16 protein-coding genes and 1 riboswitch are annotated in these 20,696 nt (G+C 71.3%); of the genes, 1 reads left to right on the forward strand and 15 read right to left on the reverse strand.

Features of this window, described 5'->3' with window-relative positions:
• Nucleotides 1-10: 10 nt before the first annotated feature.
• Together U7230_RS11980 and rhaD are read right to left on the reverse strand one after the other, a co-directional pair.
• Nucleotides 11-1,549: a rhamnulokinase gene (locus U7230_RS11980; protein WP_324716069.1), complete on the reverse strand. Its 1,539-nt coding sequence runs from the start codon at nucleotides 1,547-1,549 to the stop codon at nucleotides 11-13.
• A complete protein-coding gene (gene rhaD / locus U7230_RS11985; RefSeq protein WP_324716070.1) occupies nucleotides 1,546-3,621 on the reverse strand; it encodes a bifunctional rhamnulose-1-phosphate aldolase/short-chain dehydrogenase in 2,076 nt (691 codons plus the stop codon). Before rhaD ends, U7230_RS11980 begins: the two co-directional genes overlap by 4 nt.
• 168 nt (nucleotides 3,622-3,789) lie before the next feature.
• Here rhaD and U7230_RS11990 point away from each other — a divergent pair, with 168 nt between their 5' ends.
• Nucleotides 3,790-4,665 carry a DeoR/GlpR family DNA-binding transcription regulator gene (locus U7230_RS11990; RefSeq protein WP_324716071.1) on the forward strand — a complete coding sequence of 292 codons (876 nt, stop codon included), beginning with the start codon at nucleotides 3,790-3,792 and terminating at the stop codon, nucleotides 4,663-4,665.
• 102 nt (nucleotides 4,666-4,767) lie between these two features.
• On the opposite strand, the gene U7230_RS11995 is transcribed toward U7230_RS11990, so the two are convergent.
• From U7230_RS11995 to U7230_RS12055, 13 genes are all read right to left on the reverse strand, one after another.
• Nucleotides 4,768-5,937 carry an acyl-CoA dehydrogenase family protein gene (locus tag U7230_RS11995; protein ID WP_324716072.1) on the reverse strand — a complete coding sequence of 390 codons (1,170 nt, stop codon included), beginning with the start codon at nucleotides 5,935-5,937 and terminating at the stop codon, nucleotides 4,768-4,770.
• Nucleotides 5,938-5,990: 53 nt separating this feature from the next.
• A complete protein-coding gene (locus U7230_RS12000; RefSeq protein WP_324716073.1) occupies nucleotides 5,991-7,217 on the reverse strand; it encodes an acyl-CoA dehydrogenase family protein in 1,227 nt (408 codons plus the stop codon).
• A gap of 41 nt (nucleotides 7,218-7,258) precedes the next feature.
• Entirely contained in the window at nucleotides 7,259-8,083 is an 825-nt protein-coding gene (locus tag U7230_RS12005; RefSeq protein WP_324716074.1) for an enoyl-CoA hydratase/isomerase family protein, read from the reverse strand.
• Between the two features lie 20 nt (nucleotides 8,084-8,103).
• Nucleotides 8,104-9,678: an acyl-CoA carboxylase subunit beta gene (locus U7230_RS12010; protein ID WP_324716075.1), complete on the reverse strand. Its 1,575-nt coding sequence runs from the start codon at nucleotides 9,676-9,678 to the stop codon at nucleotides 8,104-8,106.
• A gap of 7 nt (nucleotides 9,679-9,685) precedes the next feature.
• Nucleotides 9,686-10,474 carry an enoyl-CoA hydratase/isomerase family protein gene (locus tag U7230_RS12015; protein ID WP_324716076.1) on the reverse strand — a complete coding sequence of 263 codons (789 nt, stop codon included), beginning with the start codon at nucleotides 10,472-10,474 and terminating at the stop codon, nucleotides 9,686-9,688.
• Nucleotides 10,471-10,683, reverse strand: a complete 213-nt coding sequence (locus tag U7230_RS12020; protein WP_324716077.1) for a biotin/lipoyl-binding carrier protein — start codon at nucleotides 10,681-10,683, stop codon at nucleotides 10,471-10,473. Before U7230_RS12020 ends, U7230_RS12015 begins: the two co-directional genes overlap by 4 nt.
• Nucleotides 10,664-12,772 (reverse strand): heterodisulfide reductase-related iron-sulfur binding cluster, encoded by a 2,109-nt coding sequence (locus tag U7230_RS12025; protein ID WP_324716078.1) that lies wholly within the window; start codon nucleotides 12,770-12,772, stop codon nucleotides 10,664-10,666. The genes U7230_RS12020 and U7230_RS12025 overlap by 20 nt, the downstream gene beginning before the upstream one ends.
• Nucleotides 12,773-12,815: 43 nt before the next feature.
• On the reverse strand, nucleotides 12,816-13,844 hold the full coding sequence (locus tag U7230_RS12030; protein WP_324716079.1) for an electron transfer flavoprotein subunit alpha/FixB family protein: 1,029 nt from the start codon (nucleotides 13,842-13,844) through the stop codon (nucleotides 12,816-12,818).
• A 27-nt stretch (nucleotides 13,845-13,871) separates the two neighbouring features.
• Nucleotides 13,872-14,672 carry an electron transfer flavoprotein subunit beta/FixA family protein gene (locus tag U7230_RS12035; protein WP_324716080.1) on the reverse strand — a complete coding sequence of 267 codons (801 nt, stop codon included), beginning with the start codon at nucleotides 14,670-14,672 and terminating at the stop codon, nucleotides 13,872-13,874.
• A 179-nt stretch (nucleotides 14,673-14,851) separates the two neighbouring features.
• Nucleotides 14,852-15,457: a 30S ribosomal protein S4 gene (gene rpsD / locus U7230_RS12040; RefSeq protein ID WP_324716081.1), complete on the reverse strand. Its 606-nt coding sequence runs from the start codon at nucleotides 15,455-15,457 to the stop codon at nucleotides 14,852-14,854.
• A 137-nt stretch (nucleotides 15,458-15,594) separates the two neighbouring features.
• Nucleotides 15,595-17,316, reverse strand: coding sequence for an asparagine synthase (glutamine-hydrolyzing) (gene asnB / locus U7230_RS12045; RefSeq protein ID WP_324716082.1), 1,722 nt, complete (start codon nucleotides 17,314-17,316; stop codon nucleotides 15,595-15,597).
• Nucleotides 17,309-19,048 (reverse strand): cobalamin-dependent protein, encoded by a 1,740-nt coding sequence (locus tag U7230_RS12050; RefSeq protein WP_324716083.1) that lies wholly within the window; start codon nucleotides 19,046-19,048, stop codon nucleotides 17,309-17,311. Before U7230_RS12050 ends, asnB begins: the two co-directional genes overlap by 8 nt.
• A 57-nt stretch (nucleotides 19,049-19,105) precedes the next feature.
• Nucleotides 19,106-20,227 (reverse strand): NAD/NADP octopine/nopaline dehydrogenase family protein, encoded by a 1,122-nt coding sequence (locus U7230_RS12055; protein ID WP_324716084.1) that lies wholly within the window; start codon nucleotides 20,225-20,227, stop codon nucleotides 19,106-19,108.
• 214 nt (nucleotides 20,228-20,441) lie between these two features.
• Nucleotides 20,442-20,639: riboswitch (cyclic di-AMP (ydaO/yuaA leader) on the reverse strand.
• Between the last annotated feature and the right edge of the window lie 57 nt (nucleotides 20,640-20,696).

Here is a 20,696-nt window from a genome sequence, read left to right on the forward strand (position 1 = left end):
CGCGTGAACTCTACAGGCTACCGGGCTTCTCTCGAACCGGCTCCCCCATTACGGCCGACAGGAAGCGACGGTACGCGTCCTCCCACCCGCCGCCCGCGGCCGGCTCGTACAGCCGGGTCCGAAACGACGTGCGCACCACGCTCCGGAGCTCCTCCAGTCCGGAGAGCTCCCGGAGAGCGACGGCCTGCACCAGCAGGTTGCCGGCCGCGGTCGCCTCCGCCGGCCCCGCCACCACCGGCCTGCCGGTCACGTCGGCCGTCAGCTGGCACAAGAGCTCGTTGCGGGAGCCCCCTCCCACCACGTGGATGCGGTCGATGGCGACGCCCGCCGCCCGTTCCAGCTGCTCGACGACCCACCGGTACTTGAGGGCGAGGCTCTCGAGAATGGTGCGGGCCACCTCGCCCCGGCTCTCGGGCGCCGGCTGGCCCGTGCGGGCGCAAAACTCCCGGATCCCCGAGACCAGGTCCCCGGGCCGCAGGAAGCCCGGGTCGTCCGGATCGATGAAGCAGCGCCGGGGCGGTGCGGCAGCCGCCTCCCTCACCAGCTGGTCATAGGAGACGTCCGCACCCTCTCGCGCCCACCGGCGCCGGCACTCCTGCAACAGCCACAGGCCCATGACGTTCTTGAGGAAGCGAAAGGTCCCGAACGCCCCGCCTTCGTTGGACAGGTTGCCCTGGAAAGCGGCATCGGAGATGACCGGCCGGGAAAGCTCCAGTCCTACGAGCGACCACGTACCGGAACTGATGAACGCCCACGTGCGCCCGGTGCCCTCGGAGGGTGCGGCCGGCACGGCCACCACGGCGCTGGCGGTATCGTGCCCGGCCGTGAGAGCCACGGGAACCGGCTCTACTCCGAGCTCTTGCGCGATCTCCGGCGTGAGCCTCCCCACGAGGGTCCCGGGCTGGAGAACGCTTCCAAAGAGGTCCCGGGGAAACCCGAAGGCGTCCAGCACCTTGCCGGACCAGGTCCGGGTGTGAGGATCCACCATCTGGGACGTGCTCGCGATGGTGAATTCGTCCACCATCTCCCCGCTCAAGAGGTACGAAAGGGCCGCCGGCATCATGAGCAGGTGCCGGGCCGAGGCGAGCTGCGCCGATTGCTCCAGCTTCATCGAAAGAAGCAAGTAGAGGGTGTTGATCGGCATGAGCTGGATGCCGGTCCACTCGAAGAGGGTGCGCGCGGGCACCACGGCAAACGCCTTCTCCATGATGCCCTCGACGTAGCGGTCCCGGTAGTGGTATGGGTGGCCCGCCAGCTCGCCCTTCTGGTCGAAGAGCGCGAAGCTCACCCCCCACGTATCGATCGCCAGCGACTGCAGGGGGCCCCCCGCGGCCCGCCGCGCCGCCACCAGCCCTCGCTCGATCTCCAGGAACAGCCGCAGCACGTCCCAGTACAACCGCCCCGAAGCTGCCACCGGCTCGTTGGCGAAGCGGTAGACCTCTTCGAGCTCGAGCCGCCGCCCGTCGAACCGCCCCAGGACGGCCCGGCCGTTTTCGGCGCCCAGGTCGAACGCGACCAGGCAAAGCGTGCGATCCTTCCCGCCGCTCACCGCACGTACGCCCCCGCCACGCCGCCGTCGACCGTGATGGTGCACCCGGTGGTGCGGGAAGACCGGGCGGAGGCCAGGAAGAGCACCGCCTGCGCCACGTCCTCGGGCCGGACGTTGACCTTCAACGTGGTCCGCTGGCGATAGTACTCGGGTAGCTCCTCGGGGCGGATGCCGTAGGCAGCCGCCCGTGCCTCCCGCCACTCCGAGGACCAGATGTGGGACCCTTCGAGCACCGCGTCCGGCGCCACGGAGTTGACCCGGATGCCGTACGCGCCGCCCTCCTCCGCCAGGGAGCGCGCCAGGTGCTGCTCGGCCGCCTTGGCCGCGTTGTACGCGGCGGCCCCCTTGCCGGCCAGCAGGGCGTTTTTGGAGGTGATGAAGACGATACTGCCCCCGAGCCCCTGCGCCTTCATGACCCGGAAGGCTTCCCGGGCCACGAGGAAGTAACCCCTGGCCAGCACGCCGAAGATCCGCTCCCACTCCTCGAGCGGCGTCTCTTCCACGGGCGCGGAGTAGGCGAGCCCGGCCGAGGCCACCACGACGTCCATCCCGCCGTACGCCACGGTCGCCGCCTCGAACACCCGCCGCACCGCCGCCTCGTCGGAGACGTCCGCCGGCTCGGCCAGCACCCGGTCGGGCCCGTGCCGCTCCCGCAAGGCGGAGGCCGCCTCGTGCAGGCGGGCTTCGTCGATGTCGGTGAGCACGACGTGCGCCCCCTGGGCCGCCAGGAGGTCGGCCGTGGCCCGGCCGATGCCTCCTGCCGCCCCCGTGATCAGCGCCACGTGGCGGGACAGTTCCCGCTCGGGGGGCGCCAGCGTCAGCTTGTAGAGCTCGAGCGGCCAGTACTCGACGTCGTACGCCTGCTCGGGGCTCAAGGAGACGAAGCGCCCGAGCGCCGATGCGCCGCGCATGGTCTCGATCGCCCGGTGGTAGAGGCCGGCGGCCTGGCGCGCCTCGGCCTTCTCCTTGCCCGTCGCGATGAGCCCGATCCCCGGAATGAGCACGATGCGGGGGTACGGGTCTCCGTCCGGATCGCCGGGCCTCCGAAAACGTGCCTGATAGGCCTGGTAGGCCGCCTTGTACTCCGCGAGGCCGCTCCGAAGGCGCGCGAGGAGCGCCTCCTCGGTCTCCTTGCCCGGGTCCCACTCCACCCAGAGCGGCAGGTGCTTCGTATGCACCAGGTGGTCGGGGCAGGCCGAACCGACCTGGGAAAGCTCCCGGCCCTCGTACGAGCCGGCGAACTCCATGACCGCCGGCGAGTCGTCGTAGTGGAGGACGACCCTCCGTCGCTCGCTCATCACGCCCCTTGCCACGGGCATGAGCCGGCCGAGCAGCCGCCTGCGCGCTGCCTCGTCCATGGCCCGGATCCGGGCGCCGCCGAACGAGACCGGTGCCTTTGCCCGCTCCCGGACGAAGGCGTAGGCGTCGTTGACGATGGCCAGGGTGTTGTCGTACGCCTCCCGGTGGGTCCGCCCCCAGGTCACCAGGCCGTGGCGGGCCAGGAAGACACCCCGGAGCCGGTCTCCTCCTCTGCGAACCGCCTGCAGGACCTCCTTGGCCAGCGAGAAACCCGGGCGGCGATACGCCACCCAGGCGATGCGGTCGCCGAACGCCTCCCGCGCCAGCCGCTCGCCGTCCTCGGTGTTGCAGAAGGCGAGCACCGCGTCCGGGTGGGTGTGGTCCACGTGAGGATAAGGGATGAAAGCGTGCATGATGGTCTCGATCGAGGGGCGCGGCGCTCCGGGCAGCAGCACGCAGCGGGTGAGGTACTCCACCATCTCCTCGTCGCTCATGGCGTCCCGGTTTTCGAGCAGCAGCACGTCCTCCAGCCGCAGGGGGGTGAAGGCCTCCTCCCGTATGGTCGCCAGGTCCGAGCCGCTGCCCTTCACCCACAGTACCGTGAGCGGGCGCCCGGCCACGTCCGTGCCGGGCAGCTTGGACGACGTGTTGCCACCCTTCCAGTTGACGATGGCCCGCTCGGCTCCGAGCAGGCGGGATCGGTAGACCAGAAGCTCCAGGTCGGAGAGGGAGGCTGTCTCGTGATCGCTCCATCGGCTGGCGATGACCGGCATCCCGCTCGCCTCGCCCTCGTGGGATGTTGACCGATGATGTGACTCTCTGGTGTTTTGTGACCGCTTACTTCGGCGGCACCCCAGATTCTCCTTCCGGGTTTGCGAGATCTTGCGAGGAGCTTGCGCCGCGGGCGGCGAACATGAGCCCGCGAAGGACAGGAGGCATCCATGGCGACCTCGCGCCACACGGACCGGGCCGACCGCGAGCAGGCGCGCGGCACCCGCCTCGGATCTCCCACCCCGGGCACGGCCGACGGGCTCTTGCCCAGGGGCCGCCCTATCCTGGCATCCGAGCGGCGTAACGTCATCCGGCGCATCCTGCAAAGAGACGGGGCCGTGAGGGTGAGCGAGCTGGCCCCCGCCCTCGGGGTCTCCGAGGAAACCGTCCGGCGGGATCTCGAGTACCTGGCCCGGGCGGGGCTGGCCGAACGGACCTACGGGGGAGCCGTCGTCACCCAGTCGGCTTCACCCGAGCTGCCGTTCGCCCGGCGCGAGGCGGAGCACCGGGAAGAGAAGGAGCGGATCGCCCGCGCCGCCCTGCAATTCGTCCGAGAGGGCGACAACATCGGGATGGATGCCAGCACCACCGTGCTCTACCTGGCGCGTGCCTGGCCGCAGGACCTGCAGGTGACGGTGCTCACCAACTCGGTGCCCATCGCGGTGGAGATGCTCAAGCACCCCGCCGTGACCGTGGTCTGCACGGGGGGCATCATGCGGGAGGCATCGTGGTCGTTCGTGGGCCCGCTGGCCGAGAGGGCCGTCGGATCGTACCACCTCGACCGGGTGTTCATGTCGTGCCGGGGGTTCACCGTGGAGCGAGGGCCCACCGAGTCCAACGAGCTCGAGGTCCAGGTGAAGCGGCGGCTGATGGAGGCCGCCGAGCAGGTCATCGTGCTGGCGGACAGTTCCAAGCTGGGGGCGGCCGGCTTCGTCTCCATCAGCCCGGCCACCGCGGTGCAGGCGCTCGTCACCGACGCAGGCGCCGACCCCGCCTACGTGGAGCGGCTGCGGAGGTTGGGGATCGAAGTGGTGCTGGCGGAGTAGGCGGAAAAGGCCGCAGTGCACCGTCCCGGCCTCCCTGCCGAGCGGGCCCGGCGATGCGCCCGGCTTCGGCGGCAGCCGGCCTGAAGCCGGCGCCGGCCCGGGTCACGAGAAATAGCTGCGGGCGATGATCACTTTCTGGATCTCGTTGGTGCCCTCGTAGATCTGGGTGATCTTGGCGTCTCGCATCATGCGCTCGACGGGGTGGTCCTTCACGTACCCGTAGCCCCCGAGCAGCTGGACCGCGTCCGTGGTCACCCGCATGGCCGTGTCCGAGCAAAACATCTTGGCCATGGCCGCGTACCGGTTGACCTCCGCAGGCAGCCGGCCGTAGCCATGGTCGTGGATGAGCCGCGACGCGTAGTACAACAGCTGCCGGGCCGCCTCGATCTGGGTCGCCATCTCCGCCACCATGAACTGCAGCCCTTGAAACTCGGCCAAAAGCCGCCCGAACTGGCGCCGCTCCTTCATGTACGCCACCGCGTAATCGAAAGCCCCCTGGGCGATCCCCAGCGCCTGCGCCGCCACGCCGGGCCGGGACCGGTCGAAGGTCATCATGGCGATCTTGAAGCCCTCGCCCACTTCCCCCAGGCGGTGGTCGTCCGGTACCTCGCACCCGTCGAAGACCAGCTCGGCCGTGGGCGAAGCGTGCAGCCCCATCTTCTCCTCCAGGCGGCTCACCCCGAAGCCGGGCGTGCCCTTCTCGACGACGAACGCTACGATGCCCTTGTGTCCCCGGGCCGGGTCGACCGTGGCGAAGGTGGTCAGGACATCCGCCACGCTGCCGTTGGTGATGAACCGCTTGGTCCCCTCCAGCACCCAGCGGTCCCCGCGCCGCTCGGCCCGGGTGCGCAGGCTCGCCGGGTCCGAGCCGGCCTCGGGCTCGGTCAGCGCAAACGCCACCAGCTTCTGCCCTGAGGCGATCGGCGGCAGCCAGCGCTGCTTCTGCTCTTCCGAGCCGCCCAGGACGATGGGCAGCGCCCCGAGCTCCTGCACCGCCAGGATGAGCGCCGCCGTGGCGTCCACCCGGGCGAGCTCCTCGATGACGACGACGAGCGTCAGGAGGTCGGTGCCCGCCCCGCCGTACGCCTCGGGCACGACGAGGCTGAAGAGACCCTGTTCCCGGAAGAGCTCGACGATGTCCCACGGAAATTCTCCGGTGCGGTCGTACTCTGCCGCTCGCGGCGCGATCTTCTCCTCCGCCAGCTCCCGCGCCAGCTTGCGAAACGACTCCTGCTCCTCCGTCAGGCGCCAGCCTTCCATCACCTGGGCCACGTTGGCCGCCCCCCTCGCCCCCGGGGTTGGGAGAGCGCCCGCCTCGAAACGCCTCAGGCCGTCTCGCGGTTCCGGCTCGGGCGCAGGCCCATTTCCCGGGAAATGACCTCGCGCAGCATTTCGTCGGTGCCGCCGCCGATGCGGTAAAGCCGGAGATCTCGCCAGATCCGCTGCACGTCGTACTCCATCGTGTAGCCGTAGCCGCCGTGCATCTGCAGTGCCTCGTCGGCCACCTCGAACGCCGTCCGGGTGGCGACGAGCTTCGCCATCATGATCTCCTTGACCGCACGCCGGCCCTGCTCCACTCGCCACGCCGCCGCGTACACCAGCTGCCGGGCCGCCTCCAGCGCCGCCGCCATCTCCGCGATCCGGTGCTGCAGCGCCTGGAAGCGCCCGATGGGCTGGCCGAAGGCGTGGCGCGTCCTGACGTACTCGAGCGTTTGGTCCAGCGCCTCCTGGCCCATGGCCACGGCCGCCGCCGCGATGGCGAGCCGCTCTCCCTCCAGCTCCCACATGAGGTGATAGAAGCCCCGGTGGAGTTCGCCCAGGAGGTGGCCGTCCGGCACGAAGCACTGGTCGAAGAGCAGTTCGCCGGTGTCCGACGACCACATGCCGACCTTGTCGAGGGTGCGCACGGTACGGAAGCCCGGCATGCCCCGTTCCACCAGGAAAAGGCTGATGCCCGAGCGCCCCGCGGGCGGGTCGGTCTTGGCGGCCACCACCAACAGGTCGGCGATGGCACCGTTGGTAATGAACGTCTTGCTCCCGTCCAGCACCCAGCCTCCCTCGACCCGGCGCGCCACCGTGCGGATGCCGGCGAGGTCCGATCCGGCCCACGGTTCCGTCATGGCGATGGCCAGCACCTTCTTCCCGGTCAGCGCCGCCGGCAGGTAGCGCCGGTGCTGCTCGGGCGTCCCGAAGCGCACGAGCACCGGTAGCGCCATGTCCGTGTGAACCATGACCCCCATCGGAAGCCCGCCCATGCCGCACCGGTGCAGCTCCTCGATGAAGACGATCTCCGAGAACCAGTCGAGCCCCGCCCCGCCCAGGATCTCCGGTACCCGCAGCCCCAACAGCCCGTACTCGCCCAGGGTGCGGAAGACGTCGGGAGGAAAGCCCCCCGCCTTCTCCCACTGCTGGGCGTGGGGCTTGAGGTGGCGCTCCACCACCTCGCGCACCGTCTCTCGCAACGCCCGGTGCTCCGGCCGGAAGTACGGCCCGAAGCGCTCCTCGAGGCCCGGCGCGTACTCCGCTCCGGCCTCCTGCGCCGCCAGTGCCATCTCGTACGCCCCCCGTGCGCTGACGCCCCGGCGCTCGAATCCTAGCGGCCCCGGAAGGACGGCGGGCGCTTTTCGAGGAAAGCCCGCACCCCTTCCGCCCGATCCTCCGTCGCCAGGGTCATCGCAAAGGCCTGCCGCTCCCACACCAGCCCCCACGACAGCGGCCCTTCGAGCCCACGCCGGGTCACCTCTTTGATGAGCCGCAGGGCCACGGGTGCCTGCCGCGCAAGCTCGCCCGCCAGCTTCTCCGCCTCGCCCAGCACCTGGCCGTCGGGCACGACCCGGTTGACCAGCCCGACCCGCCACGCCTCCCGAGCATCCATGCGGGCCCCCGTCATGAGCCACTCCAGAGCGCGCCCGAGCCCGACGAGGCGCGCCAGCCGCTGCGTGCCACCGGCGCCCGGCATGATCCCGAGCCGGATCTCGGGCTGGCCGAAGGCGGCGCTCTCCCCGGCGATCCGGATGTCGGCCTGCATCGCGATCTCGAGGCCCCCGCCCATGGCGGCGCCCTGGATGGCCGCCACCACCGGCTTCTCGCAGGCGCTCACCCGCTCGAACAAGGGTGCGCGCCGGCGGATCCACGCTTGCGCCGCGGCCGCCCCGTCGATCCCTTCCATCTCCGTGATGTCCGCCCCGGCGCAGAAGTGCTTGCCCGCCCCCGCCAGCACGATGGCCCTCACCGCCGGCTCCTGCTCGGCCCTGTCCAGGGCCACGGCCAGGGCCGAGAGCAGGGCGTAGCTCAACGCATTGTACTTGTCGGGCCGGTTGAGGGTGATGACGGCGTACCCCTCCCGGGGCTCGTAGCGCACGAGCCCTTCCCCGGCCTCCTCCGGGACGGTCTTTGCCGCGTCATCTCGGGACTCCATCGCTCTCACCCACTCCCCCTTCACACCGGGTAGACGGGGTTGCGACGGTGGGAGAACGCCGGCACCGGGCGGTGCCCGTAGAGCTCGAGGCGTTCCACGATCTCCTGCCGCAACCGCTCGGGGGGCACCACGGCGTCGACGATGAGCTGGGAGGCAAGCCGGACGACATCGACGTCCCGGGTGTACTCCTCGCGCTTTTCCTCGACGAACGCGCCCCGCTCCGCCTCGGGCAGCTGCATGATGCGGTTGTAGTAGACCGCATTCACGGCCGCCTCGGGCCCCATGACCGCGATCTGGGCGGTGGGCAGGGCCAGGGTGCAGTCCGGTTCGAAGGCGGGCCCCGCCATCGCGTAGAGCCCTGCCCCGTAACACTTGCGGACGATGACGGCGATCTTGGGCACCGTCGCCTCGCTCGTGGCGCAGATCATCTTGGCCCCGTGCCGGATGATGCCCTGGCGCTCCACCCGGCTTCCGATCATGAAGCCGGGCACGTCGGCCAGGTACAACAACGGGATGCCGTACGCGTTGCACAGCCAGACGAAGCGCGCCGCTTTGTCCGAGGAGTCCACGAAGAGCACGCCGCCCTTGACCTTGGGCTGGTTGGCAACGATTCCCACCGCCCGCCCCTCGATGCGGGCCAGCGCCGTGATGATCTCGGGCGCGTACAGCCTCTTGATCTCGAGCAGCGACCCCTCGTCGACCAGCGCCTCGATGAGCTCCATCATGTCGAAAGGCGTGTTGGGGCGCAGGGGCACGATCTCCGCGACCGGCCGGCCCGGGCGCGGCGGCACCGGCGCAGCGGCGGGCGGCTTCGCCTGCCAGTGGTCGGGCATGTAGGCGAGGTAACGGCGCACCAGGGCGATCGCCTCGTCCTCGCTGCTCGCCAACCAGTCGCCCAGCCCGCTCTCGGTGCAGTGCATGCGGGCGCCGCCCATCTCCTCGAGGCTCACCTTCTCGCCGATCACCATCTCGGCCATCCGGGGCGAGCCGAGGAAAGCGCTCGCGTTGGCGTCGACCATGATGGTCACGTCGGACAGCGCCGGGACGTACGCCGCCCCGGCCGGCGACGGCCCGAAGAGGACGCAGACCTGGGGAACGACGCCGGACATCTTCACCTGGTTGTAGAAGATGCGCCCGGCATGGCGCCGCCCCGGGAACATCTCCACCTGGTCGGTGATGCGCGCCCCGGCCGAGTCGACCAGGTAGATCATGGGCACCGCCATGCGCATCGCGGTCTCCTGGATGCGCACGATCTTCTCGACGGTGCGGGCGCCCCACGAACCCGCCTTCACCGTGGAATCCGACGCCATGAAGCAGACCGGCCGCCCGTGGATGCGGCCGATGCCCGTCACCACCGCGTCGGCGGCGAGTTCCGGGCTCTCGGCGGCCGCGAGCAACCCGTCTTCCACCATGGCGGAGCCGGGGTCGAGCAGCCGACGCAGCCGTTCCCGCACGAAGAGCTTGCCCTGGGCCGCCGCCGACTCGTGGTAGCGCCGGGGGCCTCCGGCCAGGGCCCGCGCTTCGGCCTGGCGCACCCGCTCGTGCACGTCGGCCGGCGCCTGAGAAGGCGCAAGGGGGAGTGACTCGTCCGCCACGGCCGCCTCAGCGCCCCTTCCACTGCGGCGCCCGCTTTTCGAGGAACGCGCGCACGCCTTCCTGGAAATCGTCGCTCCCGGCGAGCACGAGCCGCAGCGCGTGCAGGTACTCGATGGCGCTCCCCACCGGGAGATCCCGGCTCTCGGCCCACCCCCGCAGGCCCACTTCGACGGCCAGCGGGCTCCAGCCGGCGATCTGGCGGGCCACCGCGCCGGCCTCTTCCGGCAGCCGGTCGTGGGGCACGACCCGGTGGACGAGCCCCATCGCCTGGGCCTCGTGGGCATCGAAGAGGCGCCCGGTCAGGCCGAGCTCCAGGGCGCGCCGCTCCCCCACCGCCCGGGCCAGCGCCGGCATCACCACCATGGGAAACATGCCGAGGCGTACCTCGGTCGCCCCGAAGCGGGCCCGGTCGGAGGCCACCGCCACGTGAGCGAGCGCCACCAGCCCCAGGCCGCCCCCCAGCGCCCACCCGTTGACCGCGGCCACCAGCGGCCGGCGAAGCCCGGCTCCCAGCTTGAACAGCCGCACCAGCGCCTCTCCACCGGCGAAGGCCTCCGGGGCCGGCCGGCCGCCCGTGGCGGCGAACTCCCGCAGGTCCGCCCCCGCGCAAAACGCCTCGCCGCTGCCGGTCAGCAGGATCGCCCGGACCGCGGGCAACCGTTCGGCCTGCTCGAGGGCATCCGCGAGCGCCGCAGCCGCCTCTCCGGTGAGGGGATTGCGCCGTTCGGGGTCGCTCAGGGTGAGGCGCAGCACCCCGGCCTCGTCGGGCCCTTCGCGCACCACGTGGCCGCTCATTCCAGCACCACCAGCACGTCGCCCTCCTGCACGAAGTCGCCCGGCCTCACCCGTACTTCCCGGACCTGCCCTCCGGCCGGCGCCGTCACAGGGATCTCCATCTTCATGGACTCCAGCACCACGACCTCGTCGCCCGGCCGCACCGAAGCCCCCGGCTCCACCGCGACCCGGGCCACCATCCCCGTCATCTCAGCTTTGACCGGCGTCATGCTCCTTCACGACCTGCCCCCCGTGCGGGGCGGCGGCAGCAGCGCTGCCCGTCCCGGCCCCGTCCGTCTCCATCCAGCGGGTCGCCTCCTCGACCAGCTCGGCCACGTCGCGCACCTGGACCTCCCGCTCGCCGGCCGCCGCCTTGACGGCGTCGTCCAGCATCGCCATGCAAAACGGGCAGCCCACCGCCACGGTCTCGGCGCCGGTGGCGATGGCCTCCCCGGCCCTGAGCCGGCTGACCCGCTGCCCTTCCGGCTCCTCCACCCACATGCGCCCGCCGCCGGCCCCGCAGCAGAGGCTCTTGGTACGGTTGCGGGGCATCTCCACCAGCTCGGCGCCGCCCAGCTCCTCCAGGACGAGCCGCGGTGGCTCCAACACGCCGTTGTGCCGCCCCAGGTAGCACGGATCGTGGAAGGTCACCCGCTGCTCGCGCGCTTCGGACGGCCGGGCTTTCAGGCGTCCTTCGCCCGCGAGCTTCGCGAGCATCTCGGTGTGGTGGGTCACCTGGTAGCGGCCGCCGAACGCGGGGTATTCGTTCTTGAACGTGTTGAAGCAATGCGGGCACGTCGTGACGATGCGCCGCACGCCCAGCCGCTCGAAGGTCTCGATGTTGGCCCGGGCCAGCTGCTCGAAGAGGAACTCGTTGCCGATCCGCCTCGCCGGGTCGCCCGTGCACTGCTCTTGCGCCCCCAGCACGCCCACGCGCACACCGGCCCGCAAGAGCGACGTGACGAACGCCCGCGCCACCTTCTGGTTGCGTTCGTCGAAGGCGGCGGCGCACCCCGCCCAGTACACCACGTCGACGGAGGCGGCCTGGCCGGGCTCGGTCAGTTCCACGATCCCGAGGCCCTGGTACCAGCCGGTGCGGCTGGCCGTCGCCCCCCGGAACGGATGGCCCCGGGCCTCCAGGCTCCGCAGCGCGTCCTGCATGGTCTCGGGGAACTCTGACTCTTCCATCACCAGGTACCGGCGCATCTCCACGATCTTGGGAACGTGCTCGATGAAGACGGGGCACGCCTCCATGCACGCCATGCAGGTGGTGCACGCCCACAGCGCCTCGGGCCGGACGACTTCGCCGGCCAGCTTGCGGGGCGCGGCGCCGTCACCCGGGCCGTCTCTCAGCTCGTTGCGCAGGTCGAGGATGAGGTCCATCGGCGAAAGCGGCTTGCCGGTCATGCTGGCCGGGCAGACCGCCGTGCAACGCCCGCACTCGGTGCAGACGTCGAGGTCGAAGAGGTCTTTCCAGCGCAGATCCGACGGAGCCGAGGCTCCCAGCCGCTGCGCCTTCTCGAAGTCGATGGGAGCCGGGCTGGCCGGCGCCCGCAAGGGCTGCAAGTATACGTTGGCCGGCGCGAGCACCAGGTGCAACAGCTTGGAGTACGGGACGTAGGCGATGAAGGCCATGGCGAGCGCGAAGTGCAGCCACCACAGCCCGGCGTGCCACGCCCGCAGCGTCGCTTCGCCGAGCCCGAGGGCCCAGGCTCCCCGGGCCACGGCCAGGCCGGCGAAGCTCCACGGGGCCCACGGGTCGTGGGTCGCCGCGATGCGCAGCCCCTCGACGAGATACCCGGTGACCAGGATGAGCTCGAAGAGCACGAGGATGGCCGCGTCGGACCAGATCCCCCGGCGCAGGCGGGGATTTTTCGCCACGTACCGCTGCCACAAGGCGGCCCCCACGCCGGCGATGGCTGCCAGGCCCATGGCGTCCAGCGCCGCCGACTGGAAGTAGAGGTAGAAGCGCCCCTGCATGATGCGCAAGCCGAAGTCCTGGTGGATGAACACGACGACGGTGCCGGCGAAGAGGAACACGAAGCCCCAGAAGAACGCGAAGTGATACAGCCCCGCCACCCGGTCCGCCAGCAGCCGGCCGTGGGCGGCCACGTGCCGCAATACCAGCAGGAGGCGCGGCCAGACGGGGGTCAGGCGCGCGACCGGGCGCCCCTGCCGCCACACCCGCCAACGGCGCCAGATACCGTAACCGAAGATCCCCGCGGCGACGGCGGCCAGGACGTACATCACGATGACGCCGGCGTGGGGAATGTTCCAGAAGACTTCTCGGGTCGCCTCGTTCACCGGCGGCGTGGGCATGTGCCCCCCCTCTGCTCCCGCCTTCAGCCGTATCGGGGCCGGGTCAGGAGGCCCGGGCCGCATCGCCGCCTCGCCCGAGCGCCTGTGCCAGGCGATCGGTCAGGAGCGGCAGCACCTTGCGGTAGTCCTCCACGAGGCCCAACTCGGCCGCCCGGAATATCGGGGCCTCCGGGTCCTTGTTGATGGCCACCACGTGGCGCGCCCCGGAGACTCCCGCCAGGTGCTGGCTGGCGCCGCTGATCCCGACCGCCACGTAGAGGTCCGGTGCCACGATCTTGCCGGTCTGTCCGATCTGCAGGTGAGCCGGCGCCCAGCCGGCGTCGACCGCGGCCCGGGACGCACCGACGGCCCCTCCCAGCACCTCGGCGAGACGCCGCAGCGCCTCGAAGCCCTCTGGCCCGCCGACGCCCCGCCCGCCCGAAACGATGACCCTGGCATCTTCGAGCTTCTGCCCCTCGGAAGAGCCGGCACGCCGCTCCACGACGCGCGGCCGCGCCCCTCCGAGCGCGCCGGCCGGCAGCGAGAGGTGCACCACGGCGTCCGCGGGGACGGGCCCCTCCTGCATCGCGGCAGGCGCGCGAAACACCCTGGGCCGCACGACCGCCACCGTGCGGGGCCGCCGGGCCCGGACGGCCGCCATGGCCTTGCCGCCGTAAATCGGGCGCACCCACAGGATCTGGCCGTCCACCCCTCGGACCTCCACCACCTCGGTGACGGAGGCCGCCCCCAGCCGCATGGCAAGCCGGGGCCCCACCTGGGCGCCCAGGGGATCCCCGTCGAGGACGGCCACGGACGCCCCCGTCTCCGGCACCAGCCCGGCCAGGGCCGCTACCAGGGCGCCCGCGTCCGAGTCGCGCAGGGCCGGGTCCGCGGCCGCAAACACGCGCCGCGCCCCCAGCCGCCAGAGCCGTTCGGCGGTGGGGGCGAGCGCAGTGCGCTCCGTGCCGGCGAGCACCAGGGCCAGGAGTTCGCCTCCCGTTGCCCGGGCCGCCTCGACGGCGCAGCCCATCAGTTCGTCGACCCCCGAGCCGGGGGTGCCTTCCGGAGCCAGCACGACGGCGACGACGCTCATGGCGATCTCCCTTCTCCCCGGTGAGGTTCACAGGACCTTGAGGTCGAGGATGGCCCTGACGAGGGCGTCGACCCGGGCCTCGACGGAGTCGCCTTCCATCATCCGGCACCGGTGATCCTGGGCCGGAACGAACAGGTCCGCGATCTCCGCCCAGGACTGCCTCGACTCCTCGGGCACGGGCAGCGCCGGCAGCTCGACCACGTCGATGGGCTTGCGGTGGGCCGCCATCACGTCCTTCACCTTGGGGATGCGGGGCACGTTGGAGGGCGCGTTGGTGACGGTCACCACGACCGGAGCCGCCACCTCGACGACCTCGACGCCGTCGCGAGTCTCCCGCTCGACCAGGAGCTTGCCACCCTCCCCGGGGCGAACCCCAATCGCGTGGGTCACCACGGGCAGGCCCAGGATCTCCGCGACCATCAGGCCGACCTGGCCGCCGTCGGTGTCGCCGGCCTGCCGGCCGAAAAAGACCACGTCGGCCGGCCACAGCCGCTCCCGGATGGCCGCCGCCAGGGCGGAGGCCGTCTGGACGGCATCGGGCTCACCCAGGCTGCCGGGCTCGATGCGCACGGCCCTGTCGGCCTGCATGGCCATGGCCTTGCGCAGCACCTCGTCGGCGCTCTTGGGGCCCAGGCTGAGGGCGCTCACCGTGCCGCTACCGGCCGCCTCCCGCAGCTTCAGGGCCACCTCGACGGCGATCTCGTCGAACGTGCTGATCACGAGCGGCGCCTTCCCGGCTACCGGGCGTTTCGTGGCGGGATCGATGGCGAAGTCGCGCGGCGACATCTCGGGGTCCAGGACCTGCTTGACGCAGACCACCAGGTGCATCGGGAGCTTAACCTACCTTCCGTTTGGCAGGTTACCGGGCAAAGGCCGGCCCGGGTCATCACCGCCACCATACTCCGTGCTCCAGGAGTACGCCGCAGGCGAGAGGGTTCCTCCGGCACTTCGCAATCGCTATCAAACCCATCTGCAGCGGCCCGCCCCGGAGCCCTGCCGGCATCCCCTCAGCGAGCGTAAAACTCGACCACGAGGCTTTCGTCGACCTTGACCGGCATCTCTTCACGGGACGGCACGCGCAACAGCCGCCCGCGCAGCCGTTCGCGGTCGAGCTCCATGTAAGGCGGAGGAGCGGCCCGCTGCTCCAGGCCCTGGGTGACAGGCTGGAGGGTCTTGCTGCGCTCCCGCACGGTGATCTCGTCGTTGGGCCGCACGGCAAAGCCCGGTCGATCGACCTTGCGCCCGTTGACCCGGATGTGACCGTGCACCACGAGCTGGCGGGCAGCCGGCAGCGTGGGCGCCAACCCCAGCCGGTAGACCACGTTGTCCAGGCGGGTCTCCAGGTACTGCAGCAGCCGTTCGCCCGTGCGCCCGCGGGCGCGGGTGGCCCGCTCGAAGTAGTTGCGCAGCTGCCGTTCCGTGACGCCGTACAAAAACTTGAGCTTCTGCTTCTCCATGAGCTGCAGCCCGTACTGGCTGGCGCGCCTGCGGGCGATGCGCCCGTGCTGTCCGGGAGGATAGGGACGCTTCAGCGCAGGGCAGTCGGGCAGCCCGCACAGGGGCTCCCCCACCCGCCTGCACATCCGATGACGGGCCGCAACGGTCCGGGCCATGGATACGATCCCTCCTGAGCGCGCCGGCGGCTCCCCTCGTGGGTGGGAGCCGCCAGCACCTTGCCCGTTTCCTGGGCCGGCTATGCGCGCGGGCGATGGGCGGGCCGGCCCGGCCGGCTCAGGCCACCTCGCCCGGCTCAGGCCACCTCGCCCGGGACCACGCTCAGGGTCGTGCCCATGATGGCGCGGGCCGCCTCCTCCGGGAAGTAGTCGAGGAAGATGCGCAGGTAGAGGGCTTGCTCCCGCGAGCCGGCCACCTCCTCGGGATAGCGCGCCTGGAGCCGGCGCCACTCACCGTCGCTCAGCATCTCCTGCGCCAGGTGCCGCAGCAGGCCCGCCGCCCCGCTCCCCTGAGAAAACTTGGCCTTCGGGCGGTGGGCAATCCCGGGCGGCAGAGGCGCTCGTTCGGCCACGGCCCGCACCACCCACTTGTCGACCACCCGGTCGCCCACGCGGCGGCGCTTCAAGTGCGCCGGGAGCCGGAAGGCGTAACGGACGACGTCCATGTCCAGAAACGGCACCCGCGCCTCGACGCCGAAGGCCAGCCCCATGCGGTCTGCCCTCTGCAGGTTGGTGTGGTGCAGGTTTCCCACCAGCCGGCCGAGCTCCGCGTCGAGCCGGGCACCCTCCAGGCCGGCGAGGCTCTCGTACCCGGCGAACAGCTCGTCGCTGCCCTCCCCGCTCAGCGCCACCTTCACGTGGTCCGAGACCGTCTCGAAGACGAAGTAGTTGGCCACGGCGCTGCGCACCAGCGGTGCGTCGAAGCTCTCCAGGTGATAGATGATCGAGGGCAACGCCCTTCGGGCCTCGGCCTCGGCGAAGGTCCGGACGTGATGGCGCGTCTGCAGGATCCGGGCGACCTCCCGGGAAGCCTCGAGGTCCGGACTCCCTTGCGTGCCGGCGGCGAACGAATGCAGGGGCCCCGTGTGGTGCTCGCGGGCGAGCGCCGCCACCAGGCTCGAGTCGAGCCCGCCGCTGAGCAGCACTCCGACCGGTACGTCTGCCATGAGCCGCCGCAGGACCGCCAGGCTCAGGAGTTTGTGAAGGCGGGCGGTCGCCCGCTCCGGCGTCCACATGGCGGCACCTGAGCCGTCCTCCCCATGCACTGCGGCCTGATGGTGACCGTCTTGCCGGCCGGATCGGTGGGCCGCCTCCCAGGGCAGGTCATGGGGCATGGCCCACGCCGGCCCCTGCACGTTGCCCGCGCCGTCGACGGCGAAGACCGCCACGGCACCAGGCGGGAACTCCCGGTACTCCCGGGAGACGATGCGGATGGCCTTGATCTCCGAGGCAAAGTAGACGCTGCGTCCTCCGGCGGTGGCCCAGTAAAGCGGCCGGATGCCCACGGGGTCCCGGGCGAGTACGAGGTACCCGCCCCGGCCGGTCCCCAGATCCCGCCAGGCCCCGATGGCGTACATCCCGTGCAGCCGGGCGATTTGCGCGGCGACCCGGCGTGCCAGCCGCTCCGCCGGGGCCGGGAAGCCGTCATCTGCCCTCCCCGGTGCCTCTTCCGGGACGGGCCCGTCCAGCGCCTCTTCCAGCAGGTGCGCCACGACCTCCGTATCGGCGCCGGTGGCAAAGCGGTGCCCCCGTCCTTCGAGCAGGCGCCGCAGCTGCTGGTGGTTGTAGATCTCGCCGTTGGCCACGACCCAGGTGCGGCCCGTCTCATCGGAGATCGGCTGGGCGCCCCGTTCCACGTCGACGATGGCTAGGCGGGCGTGGCCCAGCACGACCACGGGTCTCGATGCCGGCGCCCGGTAGAAGCCCTGCCCATCGGGCCCCCGGTAGGCCGTTCGCAGGATCATCTCCCGGACCGCCCCCTGGGAGGGAATGCCCACCCCACCTGCGACGCTACACACCGGGCATCGACCCCCTGGCCGCGACCCTACCCTGCCGGGCCACCCGGTCGAGCAGGCGGCGGACCCTGTCCGCTTCGGGCATGACGCGCTCGGTCGACGGGTCGACGGCCCTGCAGGCGCCGCCGATGATCCGGGTGACGACCTCGCCGCGCGCCTCGGGATTGTTGCGAAGGTGCGGCGCGTCGATGATGCCGGCGTGCACCGCCCGGGCGAGCGTGCCCGCGTCGGCCCACGGGTCTTTCGTCCCCTGCGGGGCCAGCTCCCGGATGGCCTCCAGGATCACCCCGGCCTCTGCGACGAGCTCCTGCTTGCGCTCCTGCACCCTGGGGTCGGCCGCCATGTCCGGAAGGCCGCCCAGCGCGTCCTTGATGGCGCCCCTGGCGATCTTGACGCTCTCCACGATCTCCGCCGGCGTGGCCGCGTGATCCGCTTCGCAGAAGGCCACCACGTGCACGATGTGCGGCCGCAGTGCCATCTGCAGCAGCACCGAGGCCCCCAGGTGCCCTTTGGCGACGAGCAGGTCGGCAGGGTGGCTGGACAGCCCGACGCGCGTCTCCCGCAGCGTGGCGAAGCGCTCGTCGTGCAGCGACTCGATCAGCTCGACCTTGGCCAGCATCTTGGCGAGGTCCATGGCCGGGGAGGTCGCCGGAGGCGTGTTGAACATGTACTGGGCCACGTAGTGGCGTACGCCGGCCGCCTTCGCGTTGTACGCGGCCAGGAACGCCATGGCCACCGCCACCGCGTCCGGCGCGTCCCGCAGGCTCCAGTGGTGCGACTCGTTCGACTCCACCGCGATGCCCCTCTGGGCGTGCCAGGCGAAGGCCTCCTGCGCCTCCCGGATGGTTTGATCCAGAGGCCGGTTGCTGCGGCCGTCCAGCGCGCTGTACCAGGTCAGGGGCACCGCTGCCCAGGCGTTGTGAATGGTCGCGGCGAGCACCTCCGCCATGCGCAGGATGTCGCGCGTGCCGCTGTAGGCCCGCAGCAGGGGATAGTTGCCCCGCCGGCTCGCCTCGTAGATGCGGCGCAGGTCCTCCTCCGTGCGGACAGGGGCTCCTCCGGCCCCGTCCTGCTCGGGATCCATCTCCTCCGGGCGGAAGAAGCACTCCTGGCAGTTTTGGTCGGTGGCGATCGAAATCACGTCCAGCACCCTCGACTCGGCGAGCTCCGCCACCCCCCGTATCGTGGCCTCGAGGTCGGGAAGGCCGAAGTGGTGCCGTAGGATGGGATAGGGCCGCTGCCACTCGACCCGCTCGGGCAGGGTCTCGGGGTATTCCACCCGGCCGTCCAGGCCGCCGTCATCGACCACGAGAGCCCGGGTGCCCTCCACGCCGTGGTCCGATAGCGCCCGGTACAGCCGCCTCAGGTAGATGGCGGTCTCCCGGTCGTCCCCGGTGCCGTCGAATACCCGCTCGAAGTACCCGGCTTCCCGGGCCACGGCCGCCACGGGCGGTGTACCGCCGAACAGGAAGAGACGCCCCTCCTTCAGCCCTTCCTCCTCGAGCCGGCGCCCCAGCTGCCGGAGCACGCGCCGGCCGGCCTCGGGGGTGAGACGGTAGCTCAGGGCTACCACCTCGGGCCGTTGGGTGCGGATCGCCTCGAGCAGCCTCTCCACCTTCACGGCAGGCCCCAGGAAGTGCACCGTGAAGCCTGCCTCCTGCGCCATCTGGGTGAACCGGTAAACGCCTGCCACGTGGACGCACTCGCCCACGGCGGCGGCCAGCATGCGCACCATGTCGTCACCCCACCATCTCGATTGCTGCCGTCGTCTGGATCCACGCAACGTCTTGCCCTATCGGGCCTGGAGCAGACCCTCGCGCGGCTCCGGCAGCCCGGCGGTCACCATCTCGCGCAGCTCCTCGGGGCCGGCACCATGCCAGCCCAAATTGGCGAGCGTCCTCCCGCCGTGCTCCCGCAGGTCGACGCCCACCAGCTCGCAGGCCATGTCGATGACCGCGTGCATGAGCGGAGTGCGCACGCCTGCCATCCGGCCGAGCTCGGTGAGCGGTACGAGCCCCGTCGGCACGTCTTCCAGCAGGTAGCGGTGATGCAGCGTCGTGGGCGCCATCACCCCGGCGTACGCCGGGTTGGCCGCCACCAGGGACTCGAGCGTGCGAAGCGAGCGCGGCAGGCCGTAGCTTTGCCGCAGCCACGACTCGACCGGTTCGGCCTGCACGCCCCAGGCCCGGGCCACGGCGAGCCGCTCCCGGTCGAGGCCCCGCACCAGCGACGCCACCGCCGGGGTGATCCCCTCACGGTAGTACTCGAACGACTGCCCCGACTGGATCCGCCCCGCGTTGAGCACCATGGGCGCCGGGTGGAACATCGCGCCGATGTTGTTGAGGCTCGTCACGAGCACGCTTCTCGCCGGCACGCACCGGCCCAGGTAGCGCATCAACGCCAGCGCTTCCCCGACGTGCCAGGGCGGGATGGCCGCCAGGCGCACCCGGCGCTTGAGCCCGCTGACGCGCACGCGCCCCGGCGCAGGGCTCCTGCTGGTGTACAAGAGCGTGTCGGTCTCCGCCACCGCCCGCACGCAGGTGCCCAGGCGCTGGAGACGGCTGGCGAACTCCAGAGCCCCGAGGGTGCGGCCCGGATGCAGGATGACCACGTGATGCGCGTCCAGGAACGGGGCCATCCGCTCGGCGAGCTCCCCATGAGCGGTGGCCGGCGTGGTCACGATGACCACGTCCACATTGCGCAGCTCGTCGAAGCCCGTCGAGGCGCGCGCGATGGGCGCGACGCCCTGCCAGATGCCTTCGACCTCGATGACGGGCCGCTCCAACAGCGGCCGTAGCCGGTCGGCGCTGCGGTTGATGAGCACCGGGCGCATGCCTATCCGGCTGAGGCTCACGGCCGTGGCCAGCCCTCCGGGACCGGCTCCTACCACGGCCACTCGGACCATCGGTACCATGGCTGTCGTGCCGCCTCCCTCGTGGAGATGGAGTCGCCAGAGCGGCAAACGAGACTCGGCCGAAAGCCGGACACCTTCCCGCCCGCGCGCTCCCGCGCTGGGTCACGTCGCCGGGAGGGCGCGCGAACGCAGGCGTCCTGGCGAGGGAGCCCGGCTCGGGTGAGACGAAGCGGTCCGGAGGTTAGAAAGCAGCGATCCATGCCACGCCGGGCCCACCTCCTCCTCCCACGCTTGCGGGGTTAGCTGACGGGCTCGGATCGAAGGAGTCTGACCCGTCCGGCCGGCACCCGGGGTGACGACCCCGGATGAGGGAGGATGCCGTCGTGCCGGCCAGATTCGCCCCGGTAACGGAGTGGGTCCCCCGCTTCCCCGGAAGCCCCAGGGCATCCGGAGAATTCAGCGTTCAAGTGGGCCGGTCGGCCTGTCATCGGCCAACCGCTGGCGCTATTAGGTTGTAGGAGCCATCTGC

The sequence above is a fragment of the Limnochorda sp. L945t genome, from assembly GCF_035593305.1.
GTDB classification, from domain to species: domain Bacteria; phylum Bacillota; class Limnochordia; order Limnochordales; family Geochordaceae; genus Carboxydichorda; species Carboxydichorda subterranea.